This is a genomic window from Neisseria sp. N95_16, assembly GCF_002551535.2.
Taxonomy (GTDB): domain Bacteria; phylum Pseudomonadota; class Gammaproteobacteria; order Burkholderiales; family Neisseriaceae; genus Neisseria; species Neisseria brasiliensis.
In genome coordinates this window covers 1-17,804 of record NZ_PDBT02000053.1, presented here as the reverse complement: position 1 = coordinate 17,804, position 17,804 = coordinate 1, and the positions used below count along the sequence as shown (strand labels likewise).

Annotated in this window: 24 protein-coding genes and 1 riboswitch; of the genes, 19 read left to right on the top strand and 5 right to left on the bottom strand. The window is 50.5% G+C overall.

Annotation, left to right across the window (positions count from 1 at the left end):
- The 4 genes from CRG49_RS13905 to gcvT form a co-directional block, all read right to left on the bottom strand.
- A partial coding sequence (locus CRG49_RS13905; RefSeq protein ID WP_157807888.1) for a helix-turn-helix domain-containing protein occupies window positions 1-171 on the bottom strand: 171 nt, incomplete at its 3' end.
- A 106-nt stretch (window positions 172-277) separates the two neighbouring features.
- On the bottom strand, window positions 278-661 hold the full coding sequence (gene gcvH, locus CRG49_RS08995; protein WP_095502867.1) for a glycine cleavage system protein GcvH: 384 nt from the start codon (window positions 659-661) through the stop codon (window positions 278-280).
- A gap of 39 nt (window positions 662-700) precedes the next feature.
- A complete protein-coding gene (locus CRG49_RS13715) occupies window positions 701-829 on the bottom strand; it encodes a hypothetical protein (protein ID WP_255408378.1) in 129 nt (42 codons plus the stop codon).
- Between the two features lie 61 nt (window positions 830-890).
- On the bottom strand, window positions 891-1,991 hold the full coding sequence (gene gcvT / locus CRG49_RS08990; RefSeq protein ID WP_095502868.1) for a glycine cleavage system aminomethyltransferase GcvT: 1,101 nt from the start codon (window positions 1,989-1,991) through the stop codon (window positions 891-893).
- A gap of 220 nt (window positions 1,992-2,211) precedes the next feature.
- Window positions 2,212-2,309: riboswitch (glycine riboswitch) on the bottom strand.
- 252 nt (window positions 2,310-2,561) lie between these two features.
- Between gcvT and CRG49_RS08980 the strand changes: the two genes are divergently transcribed.
- From CRG49_RS08980 to CRG49_RS08965, 4 genes are all read left to right on the top strand, one after another.
- Entirely contained in the window at window positions 2,562-3,044 is a 483-nt protein-coding gene (locus CRG49_RS08980) for an Lrp/AsnC family transcriptional regulator (RefSeq protein ID WP_095502869.1), read from the top strand.
- Window positions 3,045-3,138: 94 nt separating this feature from the next.
- Window positions 3,139-3,720: a DUF1415 domain-containing protein gene (locus tag CRG49_RS08975; protein WP_095502870.1), complete on the top strand. Its 582-nt coding sequence runs from the start codon at window positions 3,139-3,141 to the stop codon at window positions 3,718-3,720.
- Complete coding sequence (locus tag CRG49_RS08970) at window positions 3,720-4,079, top strand: YbaN family protein (protein WP_195690077.1); 360 nt, start codon at window positions 3,720-3,722, stop codon at window positions 4,077-4,079. Before CRG49_RS08975 ends, CRG49_RS08970 begins: the two co-directional genes overlap by 1 nt.
- A 330-nt stretch (window positions 4,080-4,409) precedes the next feature.
- Window positions 4,410-5,828 carry a sodium:proton antiporter gene (locus CRG49_RS08965; RefSeq protein WP_095502872.1) on the top strand — a complete coding sequence of 473 codons (1,419 nt, stop codon included), beginning with the start codon at window positions 4,410-4,412 and terminating at the stop codon, window positions 5,826-5,828.
- Between the two features lie 68 nt (window positions 5,829-5,896).
- On the opposite strand, the gene CRG49_RS08960 is transcribed toward CRG49_RS08965, so the two are convergent.
- Window positions 5,897-6,886, bottom strand: a complete 990-nt coding sequence (locus CRG49_RS08960; RefSeq protein ID WP_095502873.1) for an LLM class flavin-dependent oxidoreductase — start codon at window positions 6,884-6,886, stop codon at window positions 5,897-5,899.
- 269 nt (window positions 6,887-7,155) lie between these two features.
- Here CRG49_RS08960 and CRG49_RS08955 point away from each other — a divergent pair, with 269 nt between their 5' ends.
- From CRG49_RS08955 to CRG49_RS13900, 15 genes are all read left to right on the top strand, one after another.
- Complete coding sequence (locus CRG49_RS08955) at window positions 7,156-8,049, top strand: DMT family transporter (protein ID WP_095502874.1); 894 nt, start codon at window positions 7,156-7,158, stop codon at window positions 8,047-8,049.
- Between the two features lie 253 nt (window positions 8,050-8,302).
- A complete protein-coding gene (gene hisH / locus CRG49_RS08945) occupies window positions 8,303-8,947 on the top strand; it encodes an imidazole glycerol phosphate synthase subunit HisH (RefSeq protein ID WP_095502876.1) in 645 nt (214 codons plus the stop codon).
- A gap of 143 nt (window positions 8,948-9,090) precedes the next feature.
- Window positions 9,091-9,828: a 1-(5-phosphoribosyl)-5-[(5-phosphoribosylamino)methylideneamino]imidazole-4-carboxamide isomerase gene (gene hisA / locus CRG49_RS08940; protein WP_095502877.1), complete on the top strand. Its 738-nt coding sequence runs from the start codon at window positions 9,091-9,093 to the stop codon at window positions 9,826-9,828.
- A 127-nt stretch (window positions 9,829-9,955) separates the two neighbouring features.
- On the top strand, window positions 9,956-10,273 hold the full coding sequence (locus tag CRG49_RS08935) for a multidrug transporter MatE (protein ID WP_095502878.1): 318 nt from the start codon (window positions 9,956-9,958) through the stop codon (window positions 10,271-10,273).
- A gap of 94 nt (window positions 10,274-10,367) precedes the next feature.
- The gene (gene hisF / locus CRG49_RS08930; RefSeq protein ID WP_095502879.1) at window positions 10,368-11,135 is read left to right on the top strand and encodes an imidazole glycerol phosphate synthase subunit HisF; all 768 of its coding nucleotides are present in this window, start codon (window positions 10,368-10,370) and stop codon (window positions 11,133-11,135) included.
- A 108-nt stretch (window positions 11,136-11,243) separates the two neighbouring features.
- Window positions 11,244-12,008, top strand: coding sequence for a sulfite exporter TauE/SafE family protein (locus CRG49_RS08925; protein ID WP_154143211.1), 765 nt, complete (start codon window positions 11,244-11,246; stop codon window positions 12,006-12,008).
- Window positions 12,009-12,080: 72 nt separating this feature from the next.
- On the top strand, window positions 12,081-12,482 hold the full coding sequence (gene hisI, locus CRG49_RS08920; protein ID WP_095502880.1) for a phosphoribosyl-AMP cyclohydrolase: 402 nt from the start codon (window positions 12,081-12,083) through the stop codon (window positions 12,480-12,482).
- A gap of 77 nt (window positions 12,483-12,559) precedes the next feature.
- Window positions 12,560-12,883 (top strand): phosphoribosyl-ATP diphosphatase, encoded by a 324-nt coding sequence (locus tag CRG49_RS08915; RefSeq protein ID WP_095502881.1) that lies wholly within the window; start codon window positions 12,560-12,562, stop codon window positions 12,881-12,883.
- A gap of 73 nt (window positions 12,884-12,956) precedes the next feature.
- Window positions 12,957-13,280 (top strand): histidine triad nucleotide-binding protein, encoded by a 324-nt coding sequence (locus CRG49_RS08910; RefSeq protein WP_095502882.1) that lies wholly within the window; start codon window positions 12,957-12,959, stop codon window positions 13,278-13,280.
- Between the two features lie 49 nt (window positions 13,281-13,329).
- On the top strand, window positions 13,330-13,527 hold the full coding sequence (tatA, locus tag CRG49_RS08905; protein ID WP_095502883.1) for a Sec-independent protein translocase subunit TatA: 198 nt from the start codon (window positions 13,330-13,332) through the stop codon (window positions 13,525-13,527).
- A gap of 3 nt (window positions 13,528-13,530) precedes the next feature.
- The gene (gene tatB / locus CRG49_RS08900) at window positions 13,531-14,214 is read left to right on the top strand and encodes a Sec-independent protein translocase protein TatB (protein WP_095502884.1); all 684 of its coding nucleotides are present in this window, start codon (window positions 13,531-13,533) and stop codon (window positions 14,212-14,214) included.
- Window positions 14,215-14,221: 7 nt separating this feature from the next.
- Window positions 14,222-15,007 (top strand): twin-arginine translocase subunit TatC, encoded by a 786-nt coding sequence (gene tatC, locus CRG49_RS08895; RefSeq protein WP_095502885.1) that lies wholly within the window; start codon window positions 14,222-14,224, stop codon window positions 15,005-15,007.
- 316 nt (window positions 15,008-15,323) lie between these two features.
- Window positions 15,324-15,683 carry a DUF2069 domain-containing protein gene (locus CRG49_RS08890; RefSeq protein WP_095502886.1) on the top strand — a complete coding sequence of 120 codons (360 nt, stop codon included), beginning with the start codon at window positions 15,324-15,326 and terminating at the stop codon, window positions 15,681-15,683.
- Entirely contained in the window at window positions 15,683-17,518 is a 1,836-nt protein-coding gene (locus CRG49_RS08885; RefSeq protein WP_095502887.1) for a PglL family O-oligosaccharyltransferase, read from the top strand. Before CRG49_RS08890 ends, CRG49_RS08885 begins: the two co-directional genes overlap by 1 nt.
- A 115-nt stretch (window positions 17,519-17,633) precedes the next feature.
- The coding region (locus tag CRG49_RS13900) for a helix-turn-helix domain-containing protein (protein ID WP_157807888.1) at window positions 17,634-17,804 on the top strand (171 nt) is incomplete at its 3' end.

Genomic DNA, 17,804 nt, shown 5'->3' with positions numbered 1-17,804 from the left:
CTGTTGTGCTTTTCGGTAACAGTAGGTTCCGTTGACGGAATGCCGTCTGATTTCCCGACTGACGGTGGCGGGATGACAACCGATGTTCTGTGCGATTTGGTTTAGGGGTAGGTTGCGGTAATGTCTGGAAATGTAGTATCTTTGGTGTGAGGTCAGTTGTGTGTAGGCCATATTGCAATCTTTCTTGTCAGGAAAGGCAGTATACTACCGCATACTGGCCTTTTCTGTTATTGGAAATTGCACTTGTTAGGCGAATGTAAGGGCCTTTTACAGCGGATTAATTGACTTCGTTAGCGTATTGCTCAGCAGTCAGCAAGCCGTCTAAATCAGCCGGATTAGCCGGTTTGATTTTGAAGAACCAGCCTTCGCCGTATGGATCGCTGTTGGCGGTTTCCGGCGCGCTTGGCAAATCATCGTTGACAGCCACGATTTCACCGGCAATCGGTGCGTACACGTCAGATGCGGCTTTCACCGATTCCACTACACCTGCTTGCTCTTCAGCCGCCAATTTCGCGCCGACTTCAGGCAACTCGATAAACACGATGTCGCCCAACAATTCTTGCGCGTGATGGGTGATGCCGACCGTTACCGTGCCGTCGGCTTCGGTGCGCAACCATTCGTGGCTGGCGACGTATTTCAATTCTGCTGGGATATTGCTCATTTTGTGTTCTCCAAAAGTAGGTTAGATTAAACTCTGACATTATTTTTCACATTTTCCGGTCGCTTCGTTGTAGCTGCCGCCCTGATCCAAACAACGGTCTTTGGCATCGCAGCCGACTAAATTCAAGCATACCGAAAAAATCAGTAAAAAAATGATATTTTGTTTCACTTATTGTGCTTCCATCATTGTTCAGACGGCTTCACTCATCATTAGGCCGTCTGAAACTTAATCAGTCAAATTGTTTTTGGCCATTGCGTACAAACGGCAGTTTCAATACGCGTACATCCACTTCCTTGCCGCGAATCAACACTTTAGCCGCTTCGCCGTCAAAATCTTTCGGCAAGCGGGCGATGGCGATGGATTGTTTCAGGCTTGGGGAAAACACGCCGCTGGTAGTGATGCCGTTGCCTTTGTCGGTGACCACTTCCATGCCTGCGCGCAACACGCCGCCTTTATCCAGCAGCAGGCCAACTTGTTTCACCGCCACGCCTTTTTCTTTCAGCGCAACCACGGCGACCTTGCCGACAAAATCGCGGGCTTCGTCTTTTAAATCCACCGTCCAGCTCATGCCGGCTTCGAGCGGGCTGGTGTCGTCGTCCATGTCGTTGCCGTACAGGTTCATGCCTGCTTCCATGCGCAAGGTGTCGCGCGCACCCAAACCGCAAGGCTGCACGCCTGCCGCTTGCAGGGCTTTGAAAAATTCAGATGCTTCGGTTGCCGGTAAAATCACTTCCACGCCGTCTTCGCCGGTATAGCCGGTGCGGGCAACAAACCAATTACCGCCGAAATTGTGGCCTTGGAATGGTTTGAGCGCGTTTACCTGCTCCGCCCATTCGGGTTTGACGGTCAATAATTTCTCAACCGCTTTCGGGCCTTGCACCGCCAGCATCGCCAAATCGGTGCGCGGCGTTAAGTTTACGCCGAAGGCTTGGCCGATTTTTTGGAATTGGGCGCTGTCTTTTTCGCGGGTCGCGCCGTTGGACACAATACGGTATTGCGTTTCGGCTTCATTCATGCGGTAAACGATTAAGTCATCGATAACGCCGCCGTTGTCGTTCAACAAAGCAGAATATAAGGCTTTGCCGACAAAGGCTAATTTATCGACATCGTTGGCCAATAATTTGCGGAAAAAGGCTTTCGCTTGCTCGCCGGCCACATCGGTAACCAGCATATGGGATACGTCGAACATACCGGCATCGGTGCGCACGGCTTCGTGTTCGGCGATTTGCGAACCATAATTCACAGGCAATTCCCAGCCGGCAAAATCAACCAGCTTGCCGCCTGCTTCGATATGGTTTTGATGAAAAGGGGTGATGTTGGGGGCAGTCATATCAAGTTCTCCAGTATATTAGCGCCATCGCACGTTGCTGTTTTTATCTGCGCGTATGACCCTATCTGTCCTTGAACCTGAGATTTTCGGCGCCGTGTCGTTTCGACCGCAATCTGCTCATTGCGCGCCATTTGGCAACGGGTGTCTGAATGGTGGTTCAGACGGCCTTCTCCCCTTCGGTGGGCATGATGCAATATCGTGCCGCTCTCCAGATGTTTTATTTCAACGAGCAGTCCTTTTACCTGAGCGATTTAAGGGCATCTGCGCCTTCGGTGGCTGCCGGTAGTTGAATCAGCAGCGCTCTCCTGCACGTTTTTTGATTATGGCGTGATTCTTTTTTCGGGGCAAGCATTCTTTGGGATTATTTTTATGCAACCTATTAACAATAAAATATTAATAGCATGATTAAATTAATTTTGCCCGATTTGCGGTTTTTAACACAGATTATTTTTGTAAAGATTCTTTTATTGAACTATTGTATGTTAAGTTTATTTAGCTTAAGATTATAAAAAAACTGTTATCCTTCATTTTTTTTAACACGCAGGCCACACGAATAAAGGGAGATAATAAATGGCTCAAATCACTTTGGATAAAACAGACCTTAAAATTTTACAGGTTTTGCAGGAAAACGGCCGCCTGACCAATGTCGAGCTTTCCGAACGTGTTGCCCTCTCTCCTTCTCCGTGTTTACGCCGTCTGAAACAATTAGAAGATGCCGGCATCATTCGCAAATATGCGGCTTTATTGTCGCCGGTTGCCGTTGAATTAGGCTTGCAGGCATTTATCCGCGTTTCCATCAGCAAAGCGGCTGATGCACGTGATGATTTTTCGCAAGCAGTGCAAAACTGGCCGGAAGTGTTGAGCTGCTTTGCGCTGACCGGTGAAACCGATTACCTGCTGCATGCCTTTTTCACCGATATGAACGCGTTCTCTCATTTCGTTTTGGATACTTTATTGTCACACCACGGCGTGCAAGATGCGCAATCGAGCTTTGTGTTGAAAGAAATCAAAAATACCACCGCCCTGCCGCTGTCGCATTTGCAACAAGACTAATTTTTGCACCCATACAACAGGTCGTCTGAAACTCATTCAGACGGCCTGATTATTTGCTATAATTGAGAATTACTCTTATATAAGCATGGTCTAAATGAACACGCCCAACACCGAAACCGTTATCGACCACACCAAGCAATGGCTGGAAAAAGCCGTGATTGGTTTAAACCTCTGCCCATTTGCCAAAGCGCCGTATGTCAAAGACCGCGTGCGCATTGCGGTCAGCGAAGCCAAGCATTTAGATGGCTTTTTAGAAGATTTAGACCGTGAGTTGCAGCGTTTGGGCGATACTTCTGCTGAAGAATTGGAAACCACTTTATTGGTGCACCCAACCTTATTCGGCGATTTTTTGCTGTTTAACGACATGCTCGACATTGCCGATGAAGCGGTGGCGGACAATCAATTAGAAGGCGTGATTCAGATTGCGCCGTTTCACCCTGATTTTCAGTTTGCCGACACCGAAGCAGACGACATCAGCAACTACACCAACCGCTCACCTTACCCGACGCTGCATTTGATTCGTGAAGACAGCATCGCCAAAGCAGCCGAAGCGTTTCCCGATGCGGCGGCGATTTTCGAACGCAATATCGCTTTATTGGAAGACATGGGGCATAAAGGCTGGAAACAATTGGATATCCCGCGCTGCCCGTTTCACCAACCTGAATCACACTCATGATTATCCGTTATATTTATTGGCTTTGCGGCGCGCTGGCCTTGGCTTTGGGCGTGCTCGGTATTTTTCTGCCCATTTTGCCGACCACGCCTTTTGTGTTGCTGGCGGCGGCTTGCTGGGCAAAAGCCTCGCCGCGTTTTCACCGATGGCTGCATCAGCATCGCTACTTCGGCCCGATGGTGCAAAACTGGGAACGCAACCGCGCCGTGCCGCGCAAGGCCAAAATATTGGCCGTGAGCATGATGACTTTTTCCTGCCTGTTTTTATTCTGGCAATTCCCCGAACGTTGGTGGATTGGCGCCATTTCCGCCACCTTTTGCGCCTGCGTGGCTATTTGGATGATTCGCTTGCCGGAAGCATAAAATCGGCCTGTTTTTCAGACGGCCTTATGCTGGCTTCTTGCAAAAAAGTGTTAAATGCAATTTAACAATCTTTTTTGATAGTATTTTATTATTTAGTTAACATTTCATTAAATCGCTGTTTTAAAGAATTTTTCTCTCCATGCCAACCGAATTGGGCAATATCACAAAAATCTTTTAGCAGATTTGTTTGATTCAGACTAATACTTTAGTCTAGTTTCTGGCACTATTTTCCTTTACAATCGTTTGCGACAAGCTTACTTAAAGCTTAACGTGCAGTGTCGTGCTGTTCAGACGGCCTGAAGTTTTACCACGATAAGAAAAAGGAAACATATGCGCCTACCTCTTTTCTCCCTACCTATGCTGATGATGCCGGCGTTTGCTCAAGCCGCCAACTTCAGCGGCGACTCACTGAGTCTGCTTTGGGGTTTACCCTTTGCAGCCATTCTGCTCTCCATCGCCTTAGGTCCTTTAATGATGCCGAAAATTTGGCATCATCATTTCGGTAAAATCACCGCCTTTTGGACGGTGCTCTTTCTGGTTCCTTTCGTGCTTTATTTCGGCTTTACGGCAGGTATTCAAGTCGTGGCACACGCCATGGTGGAAGAATATATCCCGTTTATCCTGTTGCTGTTTGCGCTGTACACCATTTCAGGCGGTATTTTGGTATGGGGCAACTTGCAAGGCTCGGCTAAGCTTAACACCACCCTGCTCGCCATCGGTACTGTATTGGCATCAGTAATGGGCACCACCGGTGCCGCCATGTTGCTGATTCGCCCGCTGTTGAAAGCCAATGACAACCGCAAACATAAAGTCCACGTGGTTGTATTCTTCATTTTCTTGGTGGCCAACATCGGCGGCGGCCTGACCCCATTGGGTGACCCGCCTTTGTTCTTAGGCTTCTTAAAGGGTGTTGACTTTATGTGGACCGTAGTACACATGTTCCCACCTGTGCTCATCAGCGTGGTGATTCTGTTGGCCGTGTTCTACTTCCTCGACCGTCACCTGTATTCTAAAGAAGACGAAATCGTGCCGCATGATCCGTCACCGGACAGCAAGCTGCAAATTTTCGGTAAAGTGAATTTTATTTTGCTGTTGGGCGTGGTCGGTGCTGTATTGATGTCGGGCATTTGGAAACCGGATCACCCTGGTTTTGAAATCTTCGGCAGCCATTACTTATTGCCAAACTTAGTGCGCGATGTGATTCTGCTGTCTTTGGCGGTGATTTCATTGCTCATCACACCGAAACAAGTGCGTGCCGGTAATGAATTCAACTGGGAACCGATTGCCGAAGTGGGCAAACTGTTTGCCGGTATCTTCATCACCATCGCACCGGTATTGGCGATTTTGAAAGCCGGTGAAAACGGCGCCTTGCGCGGCGTGGTATCCATGGTACACAACGCTGCCGGCGAGCCGCTCAACACCATGTATTTCTGGATGACCGGCGTGTTATCCGGCTTTTTGGATAACGCCCCGACCTACCTCGTGTTCTTCAACATGGCAGGCGGCGACGCGCAATCTTTGATGACCGGCCCGCTGTTCCACACCCTTCTGGCTATCTCTATGGGTTCGGTATTCATGGGTGCCCTTACCTACATCGGTAACGCGCCAAACTTCATGGTCAAAGCCATCGCCGAACAACGCGGCGTAAAAATGCCGAGCTTCTTTGGCTATATGGTATGGTCGTTTGGTATCCTGTCGCCATTGTTTATCCTGCACACGCTGATTTTCTTCGTGTATGAGATTTTGTAAGGCGTAACAATCATCAAGGCCGTCTGAAAGGATTTTCTTTCAGACGGCCTTTTTTATAACCTAACCGTTTACAGCGTATCGGCAATTTCTTTCAGCATTTCAAATGATTTGGCCTGTTTGGCTTCATCGTAAATATAGTTCAAGGCCATAATCTCGTCTGCCTGAACGCGCGCTTGCAGGTTGAGCAGTTGTTCGCGCACGCTCTCTTTGCTGCCGACGATGTCTTCGTCCAGCATTTGTTTCACGGCGAATTCTTGGTCGTAGCTCCATACGGTTGACATATCGGCTACCGGCGGTTGCAGCGGCTTCATCTGGCCACTGACCACGCCTAAAAACTGCTGTTGTTGCGAGGTATGTAGCAAATGCGCTTCATCATCGGTGTCGGCAACGATGATGTTGACGCAGATGATGACTTCGGGTTTGTCGAGGTATTTCGATGGTTTGAAACCGTTGCGGTAAATTTGCACCGCCATTTCCATCATGCGCGGGGCGAAGTGGCTGGCAAACACATACGGCATACTGAGTTCGGCGGCGAGATAGGCGCTTTCGGTGCTGGAGCCAAGGATATAGAGCGGCACGTTTTTATCCATCGCCAAATAGGCTTTGACGTAGCCTTGCTCGTCTGCGCTGCCGAAATAGCGTTGGATGGTTTGGATGTCGTGCGGGAAATTCATTGACACGTCTTGCGCGTTGCGGCGCAAGGCCAAAGCGGTGCGTGGGTCGGTGCCTGGGGCGCGGCCGACGCCTAAGTCGATGCGATCGCCGTACATGGTCGCCAAGGTGCCGTATTGTTCGGCCACGGCCAGCGGGCTGTGGTTGGGCAGCATCACGCCGCCGGTGCCGACGCGGATGGTTTGCGTGTTAGCCAAAGTGTGGCCGACCAGCAATTGCGTGGCGGAACTGAGCAGATTGGGCATATTGTGGTGTTCGGCAATCCAATAGCGTTCGTAGCCAAGACGCTCGGCGGTCTGCGCTAGCGTCACCATAGATTCGATGGCTTGTTTTTGGGTTTGGCCTTCGCGTAAAGGCACCAAGTTGAGCATGGAGAGTTTGAGCATAATCGTTCCTGATTGGGTGTGGTTGTTTCAATATATATAAGCAAATAAGGCCGTCTGAAAAATTATCAATGCTTTTTCAGACAGCGTTGATGAATAAAGTGTATTTGTCACGCAAGCGGACAACGCAAACGCTTGCTAAATCAACATTCACGCGTGTATCTTTTCATGATTGAATAAAATCATGGCTGCCATAAATATGTGCTAAGGCCGCCTGAATCTTTCAGACGGCCTGTGTTAAAATCCCCTGTCTTTTTCTTTGACCGCTTGTGATGAAACCGAATGCTTCTTTCTGGTCGACTTTGCCGCTGTTGGTGTTGCCGCCGCTGTTTTGGGCGGGTAATTTCGTGGTCGGACGGGCGGTGCGCGGCGATATTCCGCCCTTGAGTTTGTCGTTTGGCCGCTGGGTGATTGCGCTGGTGGTGATTCTGCCGTTTGCGTGGAAATATATGCGCCGCGACCTGCCTTTATACAAGCAATATCCGGCCAAAATCGTGGCGGTATCGCTGGCGGGTGTGGCGTCGTTCAACACTTTAGTTTATATGGGTTTGCACCACACAACCACCACCAATGCGCTGCTGCTTAATTCTTGTATTCCCGTGCTGATTATGTTTTTCGGCGTGCTGTTTTACCGCCAAACACTGCTGCCCGCGCAAATCGGTGGCTTGCTGCTGTCGATGTTGGGCGTGTTGAGCATTATTCTGCACGGTAAATGGGGCAACTTATTGGCCATGCAGTTTAATTCGGGCGATTTGATTGTGTTTGCGGCGATGATTTGCTGGGCGCTTTATACCTTGTGGATGAAAATGCTGCCCGCCGAAATCAACCGCATCGGCCTGATGGCGGTGCAAATCATCATCGGCTTAATGGCTTTAACGCCATTGTGGCTGTGGGAAACGGCTTCAGGTGCGGAAATTGTGTTCAGCCTTTCCGCCTTACTCGCTTTGGCCTATGTCGGCTTGTTTCCTTCGGTGGCGGCTTATCTGCTCTACACGATGGCGGTAGAAAAAGTCGGGCCGGTGCGCACTGGTTTATCGGTGCATTTGATTCCGGTGTTCGGCGTGTTGCTGTCTGTGCTATTTTTGAGCGAAACGCTTCACACTTACCATCTTATCGGCATTGCGCTGATTGCTTGCGGGCTGGTGTTATCCAACCGGAAAGCATGATGAAAACAAGCAAAGAATTTTGCAAAACTCAATTTGAATCAAGAAAACTATGCTCGTCATTCCCGCGTAGGCGGGAATGACGGTTTAAAAACTTCTGAAAATTGACGAGTTTTGCCAAGGTCTCTTGCCGTCTGAAATCATTTCCCCTTTCAGACGGCCTTTTGTTAGTTTGTTTTAAATTGTCAACAAAAGTACGCTGATTTTTTGTTACAATACCGCCCACTACGATGATTTGCATAATTAAAGGATCAACATGAAAGTAGCTGTTGTCGATTACGGCATGGGCAATTTGCACTCGGTGCTGAAATCCGTGCAGGCCGCGCAAAAATTAGCCGGTTTGCAAGCCGATATTTTTCTGACCGACCAGCCGGATGAAGTCTTTGCCGCCGACAAAATCATTTTTCCCGGCCAAGGTGCCATGCCCGACTGCATGAGCGCGTTACAGCAAAGCGGCTTGGGCGAAGCGGTTTCAGACGGCCTGAAAAATAAACCGTTTTTCGGCATTTGCGTCGGCGCGCAATTGTTGTTCGACCACAGCGAAGAAGGCGACACCGCCGGTTTGGGCTGGTTTGCCGGCGGCGTGAAACGCTTTGCCGCCAACCGCCACGATACCAACGGCGACAAATTGAAAGTGCCGCACATGGGCTGGAATGCCGTGCGCCAAACTCAAAACCATCCTTTGTTTGCCGACATCGCGCAAGACACGCGCTTTTACTTTGTGCACAGCTATTATTTCGCACCGCAAAACAACGACATCGTGTTGGGCACCAGCGAATATCCGCAGGAATTTGCCTGCATTGTCGGCAAAGATAATGTCTTCGCCACCCAATTCCACACCGAAAAAAGCCACGACGGCGGCTTGCTGCTGTTGCGCAATTTCTTAAACTGGCAGCCGTAACGATTCTGTGCGAAACAAAGCGTGTCGCAGGCCGCTTAGGTGTGCTAAAATTCGCTAAATTGTGTAAAATGATTTGCACATCATGATTCTATTTTTCAGACGGCCTCTATCACAGGCCATCTGAAACCTACTTTGGAAAAATTATGTTACTTATTCCTGCAATCGATTTAAAAGACGGCCAATGCGTACGCCTGAAACAAGGCTTGATGGATCAGGCAACCGTGTTTTCTGACACACCGGCGCAAACTGCCGAACATTGGTTCAAACAAGGCGCGCGCCGTCTGCATTTGGTGGATCTAAACGGCGCGTTTGCGGGCGAGCCGAAAAACTTCCCGGCGATTAAAGAAATCTTGGCCGCCGTGGCGCAACACATTCCCGTGCAATTGGGCGGCGGCATCCGCGATTTGGCCACCATCGAAAAATATCTGGATTTGGGTTTGACCGATGTCATCATCGGCACCGCTGCAGTGAAAAATCCTGAGTTCGTACGCGAAGCCTGCAAAGCCTTCCCCGGCCAAATCATCGTCGGTTTGGATGCCAAAGAAGGCATGGTGGCGATTGACGGCTGGGCGACCGTGACTGAACACCATGTGATTGATTTGGCCAAACAATTTGAAGACGACGGCGTCAACAGCATCATCTACACCGACATCGGCCGCGACGGCATGATGAGCGGCGTGAACATTGAAGCCACCGTCAAGCTCGCCGAATCAATTAAGATTCCCGTGATTGCCTCCGGCGGCCTGACCGATTTGAACGACATCCGCGCCTTGTGTGCGGTCGAAAAAAACGGCGTAACCGGTGCGATTACCGGCCGTGCGATTTACGAAGGCAGCATTGACTTTGCCGAAGCGCAAAAGCTGGCCGATTCGCTGGCTTAATCTGTTTTCAACCATATTTTATTCAGGGCGCGCCTGTGTTTCACTGCCGCCCTGCCACACTTGATTGCTTTGCCACGATATAAAACCAACAGGCAAAGCAGTTTATTGAATCATTAAGGGGTTACACATGCTGGAAGCATTCGTCTTAGGCTTTTGGTTGATTTGGTCTGCCGACCGCGACATTTATCCGCTGACAGAAAGTCTGTGGTTCACCATTTTGGCTGTGATTATGCGCCAACTGACCGCTTTTGCCATACCGGAAATTGACGGCTATTGGGCGGCGCTCAACGGTGCATTATGGGCGTATGTCGCCGTCGTTTTCATGATCGTCAACCGTTTCAGCACCAGCTTTATGACCACCATGCTCATGGCGGCAGCCGCGGGCGTTGGTTATTTCCAATTGCTGCAATATCTGCCCGATTGGGTCAACGGCTGGCTAAGTTAAACACAGGCCGTCTGAAAGACTGAATCAATCTTTCAGACGGCCTCAAACCTGTTGCACACACCGCAACCGCTTTTTCTTGATGGGAACCCTTTCAATGGCATTGGCAAAACGCATTATCCCCTGCTTAGACGTCGACAACGGCCGCGTGGTCAAAGGCGTCAACTTTCTCGGCCTGCGCGATGCTGGCAACCCGATTGACGTCGCCAAACGCTACAACGATGAAGGCGCCGACGAGCTGACCTTTCTCGACATCACCGCCTCTTCCGACAACCGCGACACCATTTTGCATGTGATTGAAGAAGTGGCATCGCAAGTGTTCATTCCACTCACCGTCGGCGGCGGCGTGCGCTCGGTGGCTGATGTGCGCCGTCTGCTCAATGCCGGTGCGGATAAAGCCAGCATCAATACCGCAGCCGTGACCAACCCTGATTTGGTCAACGAAGCCAGCGGCTTTTTCGGCTCGCAAGCGATTGTGGTGGCCATCGATGCCAAAGCGGTCAATCCAGAAAACACCCGTTGGGAAATTTTCACCCACGGCGGCCGCAAACCCACCGGCTTGGATGCAGTGGAATGGGCGGTGGAAATGCAAAAACGTGGCGCCGGCGAAATCCTACTCACCAGCATGGATCGCGATGGCACCAAAATCGGCTTCAACCTGCCGCTTACCCGCGCCATTTCCGAAGCAGTCGATATTCCGGTGATTGCCTCCGGCGGCGTGGGCAATGTACAGCACTTAATTGATGGCGTGAAAGAAGGCAAAGCCGATGCAGTGCTGGCAGCGAGTATTTTCCACTTCGGCGAAGTCAGCATTCACGAAGCCAAATTGGCGATGCAAGCAGCAGGAATTGAAGTGCGACTCTAAAGTTTCAGACGGCCTGCCGGTATATTGCCAACAGGCCGTCTGAATACATTCTACCCAAGCAAACATCCTGAATACCATGCCGTCTGAAACCTAACACACACCACGCTTATGGAAATCGATTTCACCTTAGGGCAATATTTGCTCATCGGCATTTTGGGCATCGTCGCTGGTATCATCAACATGATGGCGGGCGGCGGCTCAAACCTGATTTTGCCGGTGTTGATGATGTTCGGCGTACCGGCCGATGTTGCCAATGGCACCAACCGCGTCGGCGTGTTGCTGCAATCTGTCTCCGGCACTCATGGTTTTCACAAGGCGGGTAAGCTGCCAACCGAAGATTTGCGCGGCATTATGGTACCGATGATGTTCGGGGGCGTGGCCGGCGCCTTGTTTGCTTCTTTTGCGCCCGTAGATATTTTGAAGCCCTTGTTATTGCTGACCATGCTCGGCGTGGCAGCGGTGGTGGCATTCAAGCCAAATCTATTGCTGCACGAGCCGGGGACGCAGCCGATTCGGGTTGCCGACAAACCTAATTCGCGTTACGCTTTGTTTCTGGTCGGCATGTACGGCGGCTTTGTGCAAGCGGCGGCAGGCTTTTTGCTGTTGCCCGCTTTGGCCGGTTTGCTGAAATATGATTTAGTGCGCGCCAATGCGCTGAAAGTCTGCTGCACGCTGGGCTTCACTGCTGTGGCCTTGGCGATTTTCGTGGCGCGTAGCCAAGTGATGTGGGACGTGGGTTTGGTGCTGGCTTTATCCAGCGCATTGGGCGCACGTTTGGGCGTGAAAACCGCCATCAAGCTGCAACCCGAAACCCTGCGCAAAATCTTATTTGCCATGACTTTGGCTGCCGTAGTATTGGCCTTTTTGAAATAATTTTTTAGGCCGTCTGAAAACTTGTTATCTACTTTTGATTACCTTTCAGACGGCCTGTCAGGATATTCCGACATGAACACAGACACCCTACTTTCCGCCGTCAAATTCGATGAAAAAGGCTTAGTGTGCGCCATCGCGCAAGATTGGCAAAGCGGCCGCGTGTTGATGGTGGCGTGGATGAACGCCGAAGCAGTCGCCAAAACCGCCGAAACCGGTTTTGCCCACTATTACAGTCGCAGCCGCCAAAAGCAATGGATGAAAGGCGAAGAATCCGGCCACACACAAAAAGTACACGAGCTGCGCTTGGATTGCGATGGCGATGCGATTGTGATGCTGATTGAGCAACACGGCGGCATTGCCTGCCATACCGGCCGCGAAAGCTGCTTCTACCAGAAATGGGACGGCAGCCAATGGCAAACCGTCGATGCCGTGTTGAAAGATGAAAACGAGATTTACGGCCACAGCCATTCTTAATCTCATCCCGCAGACATTTAAAGCCTTTCAGGCCGTCTGAAAATTTTCAGACGGCCTACCCAGCGAACGGAATCTTTATGAGCAACAATGTATTAAGCGAAATTCAAAACGTGATTGACTCGCGCAAAGGTCAAAATCCTGAAGAATCTTATGTCGCCCAGCTTTTTTACAAAGGTGAAGACAAAATTCTGAAAAAAGTCATCGAAGAAGCAGGCGAAGTGTTGATGGCATCGAAAGACGGCGAAGCAGAACACTTGGTTTACGAAACCGCCGATTTGTGGTTTCACAGCATGGTTTTGCTGGCGCACCACGGTTTGCGCGTCGAAGATGTGATTGCCGAACTTGCGCGCCGTCAAGGTTTATCGGGATTGGTGGAAAAAGCCGCTCGCACAGACCAGTGAAACTGTATTACAATCAGCCCTATTCGATTTCATGCCGTCTGAAAGTTCAGACGGCCGCATTGGAGTGATACCCGTGAGCGACTGCATTTTCTGTAAAATCGTGGATAAACAAATCCCTTCCGCCAGCGTCTATGAAGATGCCGATATGTTGTGCTTCAAAGACATCAACCCGTCTGCACCCGTGCATCTGCTGCTGATTCCCAAAGTGCATTTCGACTCGCTGGCACACGCCCAAGCCGAGCATGAAACATTGTTGGGCAAAATGATGCTGAAAGTGCCGCAAATTGCACAAGAAGCGGGTTTGACCAACGGTTTCAAAACCTTAATCAACACCGGAAAAGGCGGCGGACAGGAAGTTTTCCACCTGCACATCCACATCATGGGCACGCCGGCCTAATTATCGGCACGACCGAATTTAACCATTTCAAAAATCAAAGGAACTTACCATGGGTAGCTTTTCTATCTGGCACTGGATTATCGTATTGGTCATCGTAGTTTTGGTGTTTGGCACTAAGAAACTGCGCAACGTCGGCAAAGATTTGGGCGGCGCGGTACACGACTTTAAAAAAGGTTTGAACGAAGGCGACGAAAAAGCCAACAAAGACGAAGTCATCGAACACAAAAAAGAAGAAGACAAAGTCTAATCCATGTTTGATTTCGGTTTAAGCGAACTCCTGCTGCTCGGCGTGATTGCGCTGATTGTGCTGGGGCCCGAGCGTCTGCCCAAAGCTGCGCGTACTGCCGGCCAATTGGTCGGCAAGCTGCAGCGTTTGGTCAGCAACGTGAAGCAGGAACTCAGCGTGCAAGTTGAGCTGGAAGAGCTGCGCAAGGCCAAGCAGGAATTTGAATCGGCAGCGGATCAGTTGCGCAATGAAATGAAGGAAGTCAGCAACGAAGCGCAAAGCAGTCTGAATAGCATTTCAGACGGCCTCAAGCCTTGGGAACGACTGCCTGAACAACGTGTGCCTGATGATTTCAAAGTCGATGAAAACGGCATTTTGCTGCCCGAAATCAAAGATGATAAGGTCAATCCAAACGCCGAACCGATTGAATTTTTAGACGAAAACGGCCAACCGATTGCGCCACCGACACCCGATATTGCCGAAGCCACGCAAGACGCTGAAGCACATGATGCCGATCAATTGTGGCGCGATTACCTGACTTCGGCCAACACGTCATACCAAGCGCCGGAAGTCAGCTATGTGGAAACCACGCCTACCTATTCTCTCGGCATGCACACCGCCACCCTGCGCAAACAAGCCATGCAACGCAAACGCGATATGCGTCCGAAATTCCGCGCCAAACCGAAACTTCGTGTCCGTAAAAAGTGAGTAAACGGTGTCTGATACGCCCATCCAACCATCCGAACCTACGACCCAGCCCTTAATCGAGCATCTGCTCGAGCTGCGCCGCCGCCTGATGTGGATCATCATCGGCCTGTTGATCTGCTTTTTAGCACTGATGCCGTTTTCGCAAACCCTGTATTCGTTTGTCGCGCAGCCGCTGATGGCCAGCCTGCCCAAAGACACCAGCATGATTGCCACCGATGTGATTGCGCCGTTTTTCGTACCGGTGAAAGTCACCTTGATGGCGGCTTTTTTGGTGTCGCTACCGCATACGCTGTATCAGGTTTGGGCATTTGTTGCACCGGCGCTGTATCAAAATGAAAAACGCTTGATTACGCCTTTGGTGCTGTCGAGCTTTATCCTGTTTTTCGTCGGCATGGCCTTTGCTTATTATTTGGTCTTTCCGGTGATTTTCCAATTTTTGGCCAGCGTGACCCCTGTCGGCGTGAACATGGCGACCGACATCGACAAATATTTGTCGTTTATTTTAGGCATGTTTGTCGCGTTCGGCACCACTTTTGAAGTGCCGGTGGTGGTGGTCTTATTGGCGCGCATGGGTATTGTCGATACGGCGCAACTCAAGCTCGCGCGCCCTTATGTGATTGTCGGCGCGTTTGTGATTGCCGCCATCATCACGCCGCCGGATGTGATTTCGCAAATCCTGCTCGCCGTGCCGCTGATTATTTTGTATGAAGCAGGCATCTGGTTCAGCCGTTTTACCAAACCGATTGAACGCGAAAACTCAGACGACGAAGCGCAACCGCCTGCCCAAGTTTGAGGCATCGTTCCCATTTATTGATAGGCCGTCTGAAAGTAAACCATGGAACTTTCAGACGGCCTTTTACGGTCTGATGGCAGGTTGAGACTTTTGTAAAACTCAATTTGAACCAAGAAAACTATGTCCGTCATTCCCGCGCAGGCGGGAATCTCGAACTTCAAATTACTGAAATAGTTAGTTAAAGATTCCTGAAGCTGATAGGTCTGGATTCCCGCCTGCGCGGGAATGACGATCTAAAGATTGCTAAAAATTGACGATTTTTGCAAAGGTCTCAGGTTGTATAACACATTACCTGCCGCTTTAAAGTGATAAAAACATGAAAAATTCTGCCAAACATTGGTCTTATTACGCCGCTTCTGCCAGCTTGATTGCGCTGATTATCATCTGCGTGGCTTGGGAATTGTGGATTGCGCCGCTGCGCCCGGGCGGTTCGTGGCTGGCCTTGAAAGCCCTGCCCTTGTGTCTCCCGCTGGCCGGTATTTTAAAAGGCAAGGTGTACACCTACCAATACAGCTGCATGCTGATTTTGATTTATTTTGCCGAAGCCTTTATGCGGATGTTTGATGCCGTACCGGCCAGCCGTGTATGCGCGGCCTTGGCGGCGGTGTGCTGCGTGATATTTTTCATTGCCTGCCTGTTTTTTATTAAAGACGCACAACGAAAGGCGGTGGCTTAATGTATCAGCGTTTTTCAGACGGCCTCAATAGCGAATGGCATACCCGCCTGCTGCCGGTATGGCTGGCCTTTTTGTGGACCGGCATTGCTCCGTTTCTGTCGCTTTACCGTATCGGCCCTTTATCCAGTTTTTATCTGGAAGCCGCTTCGCTACTGGGAGCGGTGGTATTTGTGTTGGCGACGGCATGCTACGGCTTGCTCAACGTACGCCTTTCCACCGCCAGCGTGACATTTTTGATACTGGCCGCCTTTTGGTGGCTGCAAGCGCGTGTATTGGATTTGACCTACCCTGGCATGAGCGACATGGTGGTGTGGACGTTTGTGATTCTGGCCTTAATGGCATGGGCAGTGCGCGGCTGGGTGGCAGAATACGGGCAAGAGCGCATTGTTACCGTGTTCGCATGGTCGCTTTTGTTCGGTGCATTGATTCAGGCCACCATCGCTTTTATGCAGTTTAAAGGCTGGGCAGGCGCGGAAATATTCAAAGGCATTTTGGCCTATGGCGGCAGCAACAATGTCAGCGGCCAACTCGGCCAGCGCAACCATCTCGGCCACTATCTGATGTGGGGCCTGTTGTGCGCCGCTTATTTGTGGGCAATGCGCAAAATACCGAACTGGCTGGGCATGGTGTTGGTGATATTGCTGACCGGCATTCTCGGCTTAGTCAACTCGCGCACTATTCTCGCTTACGTGATCGGCGTGGGCATCTTGTTGCCATTTTGGCGCATCGCCGCCGGTCGTGAAGCCAACCGTTTGGTTGGGATTATCGCGTTTGCACTCGCCTGTGTGGTAGTGTTTCAATTTTCTATGGGCATGCTGCTCGAATTATTCAGCAATGCCAATTACGAAACCGCGGTTAAACGTGCTGCCAACAGCGGCTTTGAAGGCTCTGCCCGCGAAACCGAATGGCATAAAGCTTGGATTGCCTTTCAATCCGCCCCATGGCTTGGTCATGGCTGGAATGGCTATGCCTTACAAGGCTTCTTAATACATGCCGAACTCAAACACTATAGCAACAATATTCTCGGCGTGTTGTTTACCCATTCCCATAATATTGTATTGCAACTCTTGGTCGAAGTCGGCATCGTCGGCACCCTACTGGTAGCATTGAGCCTACTGGCAGCCGTTTGGCGCATGCTGGTACGTCCGTATCACGCTGCTTCCTTATTGCTCTTGGCTTTGATGACGGTATCCCTGTGCCACAGCATGTTGGAATACCCGCTTTGGTATATTTATTTTCTGGTGCCGTTCGGCTTGATGGTTTCGCTGTCGCCTGCACGCTATCAAGATATTTCATACGGCCCTGTCGCAGCCAAACGCCGCAATTATGTCGGGGGCTTGGCAGCCATTTTACTGATTGGCGGCATTTTGAATCTGGGCTGGGCCTACACCGATTTAGTTGATTACAGCCGCCGGCCTAAAACCGAAGCCGCAACTGAAGCCAGCCGTAAAATCGAGGGGCTCAAACGCATCGCCGAGCAGCAGCCCATGCTACGTTACTACGCAGAATTGAGCCTCACACGCCGTGCCGACCCGACCGATCCGATGATTCAACCTTGGGCAGAACAAGCCGCGCTGAATGCGCTCACCTACCGCCCTTACGCCAACGCACATCAAGTCGGCCTTTACCGCTACCGCAAAGGCGAAACCCAAGCCGGTGCACAATGGATGCAGGCCATGTATTATTACTTTCCGTATATGATGTCGTTTTACGAAAGCAAAATCCGTGCGCACCAAGCATTCGAACCGTTATTGCCAACACTGTTATCAGCCTGCCAAACCTTCCAAGCAGACCCAAAACACAGCACGGCCAAACCTTGCAGCAAAGCAAAATAATCGGCATATTCCCTTTTCAGACGGCCTTACATTCGCCTAACAAGTGCAATTTCCAATAACAGAAAAGGCCAGTATGCGGTAGTATACTGCCTTTCCTGACAAGAAAGATTGCAATATGGCCTACACACAACTGACCTCACACCAAAGATACTACATTTCCAGACATTACCGCAACCTACCCCTAAACCAAATCGCACAGAACATCGGTTGTCATCCCGCCACCGTCAGTCGGGAAATCAGACGGCATTCCGTCAACGGAACCTACTGTTACCGAAAAGCACAACAG

Excerpts from the sequence above, each read along its gene's own strand:
- CRG49_RS08965 (WP_095502872.1), top strand. The coding sequence starts at position 4,410 with ATGCGCCTACCTCTTTTCTCCCTACCTATGCTGATGATGCCGGCGTTT.
- CRG49_RS08960 (WP_095502873.1), bottom strand. The coding sequence starts at position 6,886 with ATGCTCAAACTCTCCATGCTCAACTTGGTGCCTTTACGCGAAGGCCAA.
- CRG49_RS08935 (WP_095502878.1), top strand. The coding sequence starts at position 9,956 with ATGCTGGAAGCATTCGTCTTAGGCTTTTGGTTGATTTGGTCTGCCGAC.
- CRG49_RS08890 (WP_095502886.1), top strand. The coding sequence starts at position 15,324 with ATGAAAAATTCTGCCAAACATTGGTCTTATTACGCCGCTTCTGCCAGC.
- tatB (WP_095502884.1), top strand. The coding sequence starts at position 13,531 with ATGTTTGATTTCGGTTTAAGCGAACTCCTGCTGCTCGGCGTGATTGCG.
- CRG49_RS08885 (WP_095502887.1), top strand. The coding sequence starts at position 15,683 with ATGTATCAGCGTTTTTCAGACGGCCTCAATAGCGAATGGCATACCCGC.
- hisH (WP_095502876.1), top strand. The coding sequence starts at position 8,303 with ATGAAAGTAGCTGTTGTCGATTACGGCATGGGCAATTTGCACTCGGTG.
- CRG49_RS08975 (WP_095502870.1), top strand. The coding sequence starts at position 3,139 with ATGAACACGCCCAACACCGAAACCGTTATCGACCACACCAAGCAATGG.
- CRG49_RS08925 (WP_154143211.1), top strand. The coding sequence starts at position 11,244 with ATGGAAATCGATTTCACCTTAGGGCAATATTTGCTCATCGGCATTTTG.
- CRG49_RS08980 (WP_095502869.1), top strand. The coding sequence starts at position 2,562 with ATGGCTCAAATCACTTTGGATAAAACAGACCTTAAAATTTTACAGGTT.
- CRG49_RS08915 (WP_095502881.1), top strand. The coding sequence starts at position 12,560 with ATGAGCAACAATGTATTAAGCGAAATTCAAAACGTGATTGACTCGCGC.
- hisA (WP_095502877.1), top strand. The coding sequence starts at position 9,091 with ATGTTACTTATTCCTGCAATCGATTTAAAAGACGGCCAATGCGTACGC.
- tatA (WP_095502883.1), top strand. The coding sequence starts at position 13,330 with ATGGGTAGCTTTTCTATCTGGCACTGGATTATCGTATTGGTCATCGTA.
- hisF (WP_095502879.1), top strand. The coding sequence starts at position 10,368 with ATGGCATTGGCAAAACGCATTATCCCCTGCTTAGACGTCGACAACGGC.
- gcvT (WP_095502868.1), bottom strand. The coding sequence starts at position 1,991 with ATGACTGCCCCCAACATCACCCCTTTTCATCAAAACCATATCGAAGCA.
- hisI (WP_095502880.1), top strand. The coding sequence starts at position 12,081 with ATGAACACAGACACCCTACTTTCCGCCGTCAAATTCGATGAAAAAGGC.
- CRG49_RS08955 (WP_095502874.1), top strand. The coding sequence starts at position 7,156 with ATGAAACCGAATGCTTCTTTCTGGTCGACTTTGCCGCTGTTGGTGTTG.
- gcvH (WP_095502867.1), bottom strand. The coding sequence starts at position 661 with ATGAGCAATATCCCAGCAGAATTGAAATACGTCGCCAGCCACGAATGG.